This window comes from Modestobacter sp. SYSU DS0657 (genome assembly GCF_054050925.1).
This window is the reverse complement of the sequence record NZ_JBJHAG010000055.1, coordinates 1-5,380: the sequence shown is the minus strand read 5'-3', so window position 1 is coordinate 5,380 and position 5,380 is coordinate 1. Positions and strand designations below refer to the sequence as shown.

5 protein-coding genes are annotated in these 5,380 nt (G+C 73.3%); 2 read left to right on the top strand and 3 right to left on the bottom strand.

What is annotated here, in order from left to right; translation table 11 throughout:
• Window positions 1-164: 164 nt before the first annotated feature.
• Window positions 165-1,334 carry a zinc-dependent alcohol dehydrogenase gene (locus ACI79A_RS19605; protein WP_457085430.1) on the bottom strand — a complete coding sequence of 390 codons (1,170 nt, stop codon included), beginning with the start codon at window positions 1,332-1,334 and terminating at the stop codon, window positions 165-167.
• Entirely contained in the window at window positions 1,331-1,801 is a 471-nt protein-coding gene (locus tag ACI79A_RS19600) for a hypothetical protein (protein ID WP_457085429.1), read from the bottom strand. The genes ACI79A_RS19605 and ACI79A_RS19600 overlap by 4 nt, the downstream gene beginning before the upstream one ends.
• 97 nt (window positions 1,802-1,898) lie before the next feature.
• Here ACI79A_RS19600 and ACI79A_RS19595 point away from each other — a divergent pair, with 97 nt between their 5' ends.
• Entirely contained in the window at window positions 1,899-3,719 is a 1,821-nt protein-coding gene (locus ACI79A_RS19595) for an acyl-CoA dehydrogenase (protein ID WP_457085428.1), read from the top strand.
• Between the two features lie 58 nt (window positions 3,720-3,777).
• Here the strand turns inward: ACI79A_RS19595 and ACI79A_RS19590 are convergent, their stop codons facing one another.
• Window positions 3,778-3,948 (bottom strand): hypothetical protein, encoded by a 171-nt coding sequence (locus tag ACI79A_RS19590; RefSeq protein WP_457085427.1) that lies wholly within the window; start codon window positions 3,946-3,948, stop codon window positions 3,778-3,780.
• 303 nt (window positions 3,949-4,251) lie between these two features.
• Between ACI79A_RS19590 and ACI79A_RS19585 the strand changes: the two genes are divergently transcribed.
• A complete protein-coding gene (locus ACI79A_RS19585) occupies window positions 4,252-5,298 on the top strand; it encodes a YihY/virulence factor BrkB family protein (RefSeq protein WP_457085426.1) in 1,047 nt (348 codons plus the stop codon).
• Window positions 5,299-5,380 lie beyond the last annotated feature (82 nt).

The following is a 5,380-nucleotide window of genomic DNA, read 5'->3' as shown; positions in this document are numbered from 1 at the left end:
CGCCGCCCGGGGGGGGGGGGGGCGCCCGCCCGCCGCCCCCACCCGCCGGGCGCGCAGGCGGGTGAGCCCCCCGCCGGGGCCCCCCCCCCCCCCCCCCCCCCCCCCCCCCCCCCCGCGACGTGTTGCCCGTGATCAACCGGCGGGCAGGTGCGCCGCCTCGGGTGTCAGGGCTCGAAGACCGCCCGCACGCAGCCGTCGGTCTTGTCCTTGAACATCTGGTACCCCCGCGGCGCCTCGCTCAGCGGCAGCACGTGGGTGGCCAGGTGCTCGGTGACCAGCTCGTCGCGGGCCATCCGCTCCAGCAGCTCGGGGATGTACCGCTGGGCGTGCACCTGGGCTCCGCGCAGGGTCAGGCCCTTGTTCATCACCGCGCCCATCGGGAACTTGTCCACCATCGCGGCGAAGACGCCGAGGCTGAACACCGAACCGCCCTTGCGGCAGGCCATGATCGCCTCGCGCAACGCGGTGGGCCGGTCGGTCTGCAGCCGCAGCTGCTGCTTCACCTGGTCGTAGACGCCCGGCGCGCCGGGGCTGTGCGCCTCCATGCCGACGGCCTCGATGCAGACGTCCGGACCGCGGCCGCCGGTGCGCTCGCGCAGCTCCGCCAGGACGTCGGTGGTCGTGTAGTCGACCGCCTCGGCGCCCACGTTCTCGCGCACCTGGGCCAGCCGCTCGGGCACCCGGTCCAGGACGACGACCTGCTCGGCGCCCAGGAGCACCGCCGCCCGGGCGGCCATCTGGCCCACTCCGCCGGCGCCCCAGACGGCGACGACGTCCCCGGGCTTCGTGCCGGCCAGGTCGGCGCCCATCCAGCCGGTCGAGGCGGCGTCGGAGGCGAACAGCGCCCGGGTGTCGGAGACGCCCTCGGGGACGACGAAGGTGCCGACGTCGGCGTAGGGCACCCGCATGTACTCGGCGTGGCTGCCCGCGTAGCCACCCATCGCGTGGGAGTACCCGAAGCAGCCACCGGGGCTCTGGCCCCACAGCCCCTCGGTGATGCCCGGGTTCGCGTTGCCGTTGTCGCAGAGCGAGTACTGCTCCTGCTTGCAGTACCAGCAGTTGCCGCAGGCGGCGAACGGCGCGACGACGACCCGGTCGCCCACCTTCCGGTTCCGCACGGCGGGCCCGGCCTCGACGACCTCGCCGATGAACTCGTGGCCCAGCACGTCACCGGCGCGCATGAACGGGATGTAGCCGCCCACCAGGTGCAGGTCCGAGCCGCAGGTGACCGACTGGGTGATCTTCAGGATGACGTCGTGGTCGTTGAGCAGCTGCGGCTCGGGGACCTCCTCGACGGAGACCTCGTTCACCCCGGTCCAGGTCGCGGCCTTCACAGCACTCCCTCCTTGCCCGCGTCGCGGGTCATGCCGTCCAGGACGGCGCCCTGCGGCGTCTCCTTGCGGTGGCCGTGCGGCTGCGGTTCGACCCGCAGCACCTCGCCCACCTCGACCAGCTGCTTGGCCTCCCGCAGCGCCGCGCGGAGCTCGCCGATCTCGTCCTTCGTCACCGGGCCGCGGAAGCGGGCGGCCAGCTCGGCACCCCGGTCGCCCGGCGCCGGGGTCACCCGGACCTCCAGCCGGTCGCCGAAGGCCGCCAGCGGCGCCGGCGTCGTCGTCCGCAGCGCGTCGACGTCGGTCAGCACGGTGACGGCCCGCCAGCGCCGGGCCGCCGTCCGCGGGTCGTCGGTGACCGAGGTCTGACCGACCCCGGGCACCCGGAGGTGCTGCAGCTGCTTGAGCGCGCCGCTCCCGGCCTCACTGGCCAGGCCCGTCGCGCGGGTCACGATCTTGGACAGGTCCATGGCCGGCTCGTACCCGACCGGCCTGCGCCGGACACCCGGCCTAGCCTGGCGGCACGGGCCCCGGCCCACCCGACACCGCCGTCGCCAGGAGGAGCCCGTGCCCCCGTCGTCGATCCTCAGCGCCCGCGACCTGGAGTTCCTGCTGCACGAGTGGCTGCAGGTCGAGGTGCTCTCGAAGCGCCCCCGATACGCCGAGCACTCGCGGGAGACCTTCGACGCGGTGCTCGAGCTCGCCGCGGAGATCGCCACCGACCACTTCGCGCCGCACAACCGGGCCGCCGACGAGCACGAGCCGCAGGTCGTCGACGGCCGGGTGCAGCTCATCCCGGAGGTCGCCGCGGCGTTGCGGGTGTTCGCCGACGCCGGGATGACCGCCGCCGCGCTGCCCGAGGAGCTGGGCGGGCTGCAGCTGCCGGCGGTGGTGAACCAGGCGGTGCACGCGTGGTTCCAGGCGGCGAACATCGGCACCTCGGCCTATCCGTTCCTCACCATGGCCAACGCCAACCTGCTGGTCGCGCACGGCACGGCCGAGCAGGTGCAGACCTTCGTGCCGCCGATGGCCGAGGGCCGCTGGTTCGGCACGATGGCGCTCTCCGAACCGCAGGCCGGCTCGTCGCTGGCCGACATCACCACCCGCGCGGAGCCGCAGGACGACGGCAGCTACCGGCTGACCGGCACCAAGATGTGGATCTCGGCGGGCGACCACGAGCTCACCGAGAACATCGTCCACCTGGTGCTGGCCAAGATCCCCGGCGGCCCGCCCGGCGTGAAGGGCATCTCGCTGTTCGTCGTGCCCAAGTTCCTCGTGCGTGAGGACGGCAGGCTCGGTGAGCGCAACGACGTCGTGCTGGCCGGGCTCAACCACAAGATGGGCTACCGCGGGACGACGAACACCCTGCTCAACTTCGGTGAGGGTGGGTACACCCCCGGCGGCCGCCCCGGGGCCGTGGGCTTCCTGGTCGGCGAGCAGCACCGCGGCCTGACCTACATGTTCCACATGATGAACGAGGCGCGGATCGGCGTCGGGATGGGCGCCACCGCGCTCGGCTACACGGGCTACCTGCACGCCCTCGACTACGCGCGCACCCGCACCCAGGGCCGCCCGCTGGCCGGTAAGGGGCGGGCGGGCGACGGCGGGGCTGCCCCGGTGCCGATCATCGAGCACCCCGACGTGCGGCGGATGCTGCTGGCGGCGAAGTCCTACGTGGAGGGCGGGCTGGCGCTGGGCCTGTACTGCGCGCGGCTCGTCGACGAGGAGCGGACGGCGGAGACCGAGGACGCGCGAGCCCGGGCCCACCTCCTGCTGGAGGTGCTCACCCCGATCGCGAAGAGCTGGCCCTCGCAGTGGTGCCTGGCCGCGGACGACCTGGCCGTGCAGGTGCTCGGCGGCGCCGGCTACACCCGGGACTTCCCCGTCGAGCAGTTCTACCGGGACAACCGGCTCAACCCGATCCACGAGGGCACCCACGGCATCCAGGCGCTGGACCTGCTGGGCCGCAAGGTGGTCGCCGACGGCGGCGCGGGCCTGGCCCTGCTGGCCGAGACCATCTCCGCCACCACCCTCCGGGCCCGGGAGACCACCTGGGCCGACCTCGCCGCCACCCTGGACGAGCTGGTGCGGCGGATCGGCACGGTCACCGGTGTGCTGTGGGCCGACGGTGACCCGGAGCAGGCGCTCGCCAACGCGACGGTGTACCTGGAGGCGGTCGGGCACGTCGTCGTCGGCTGGCTGTGGCTGGAGCAGGCGCTGGCCACCGAGGGGCGGGACGAGCAGGGCCGGGACGGCGCCTTCTACGCCGGCAAGCGGCAGGCAGCGCGGTTCTTCCAGCGCTGGGAGCTGCCGAAGGTCGGGCCGCAGCTGGCGTTGCTGGCCTCGCTGGACCGGACGGTGCTGGACACCCCGCCCGACTGGCTCTGAACGCGACGACGGCGGCCCCCCAGCTGGGGGACCGCCGTCGGGCGCGTACGGGGAGGGGCTACAGGGCCGCCGTGGCGCGAACGCCCTCGGGGGCCGCATGCCGGGCCCGCGGGGCGGACGCCGCCCGCTTCTCCGCCTCCCAGCGCGCCGTCGACTGGGTGCCCATCGCGATCACCAGAGCGGTCAGCACCAGGAAACCGACCAGGGTCACCGCCGGCCACAACACCATCTGTCTGCTCCACACTTCCTCTCGGGGACCGCCGGGGGGAGCCAGCGGTTGCCGTTCTGGACGAATCGGTGCCCGTTCCGTCACCGGCGAACCGTTCCCTGGGAGACTTCTTCGGCGATTCGATGTGATGCTCGTCGCTCCCGCCGGTGCGGCGCGGTCGGGAGCGGCCTGTTCTCCGGGTGTTCACCCCTGGTCCGCCCGCCAGGAACAGCCGTTACCGGAATGCGTCCTCCGCAGGCGTGACCGGCGTTCGGAGTGGGAACCGCAGCTCCGACACAGACCAGCGGCACACCGGAGGGCCTGATGGCCGGAGCACGAGCACGCAGCGCCCAGCAGGGCGCTGGAGGGGACACCTCCAGGAACGACCCGAACGTCGCCCGCGACACCGCGCCGGACGACGACAACATCACCCACGAGCGGGCGGACTTCGCGCCCACCGGTGCCGACCCCAAGCCCACCACCGGTGGCACGTTCAAGCGCACGCTGAAGGAGTTCAGCGAGGACGGCCTCACCGACTGGGCCGCCTCGCTCACCTACTACGGCGTGCTGGCGCTGTTCCCGGCGCTCGCCGCACTCGCCTCCATCGTCGGGCTACTCACCGACCCGGAGGAGCTCACCACCGCGCTCACCGAGGTCGTCCCCGACGACGCGGCCGAGACGCTGAACCCGGTGATCCAGCAGGTCGCGGGGAGTTCGACGGCGGCCGGCTTCGGTCTGGTCCTCGGTCTGGCCGGCGCCATCTGGTCGGCGTCGGGCTACGTCGGGGCCTTCACCCGGGCGGCCAACGTGGTCTACGAGACCCGCGAGGGGCGCAAGATCTGGAAGCTGAAGCCGCTGCAGCTGCTGGTCACCCTGATCGGCATCCTGTTCGCCGCGCTGATCCTGGCGATGCTGGTGCTCAGCGGCCCGGTGGTCGACGCGATCGGTCAGGCCATCGGGCTGGGCGACACCGTGCTGACCGTCTGGACGTGGGCCAAGTGGCCGGTGATCCTGGTGCTGCTGGCGCTGATGATCGCCGTCCTCTACTACGCGACCCCGAACGCGAAGCTGCGCGGCTTCAAGTTCGTCAGCCCCGGCGCCGGCGTCGCCATCCTGGTGGCGGTCGTCGCCTCCGCTGCCTTCGCCTTCTACGTGGCGAACTTCGGCAGCTACAACGCCACTTACGGGGCGCTGGCCGGCGTGGTGATCTTCCTGATCTGGTTCTGGCTGATCAACCTGTCGCTGCTGTTCGGCATCGAGTTCGACGCCGAGGTGGAGCGGACCAAGGAGCTGAAGGCCGGCGTGCCCCGCGCGGAGAAGGAGATCCAGCTGGACGCCCGCTCCGAGCCGAAGCGCCAGCAGACCACCTGATCCTGCGCTCGACCGTCGGGGGGGGGGGGCCCCCCGGGGGGGGGGGGCCCCCCGGGGCGGCGCCGCGCCCGGGGGGGGCCCC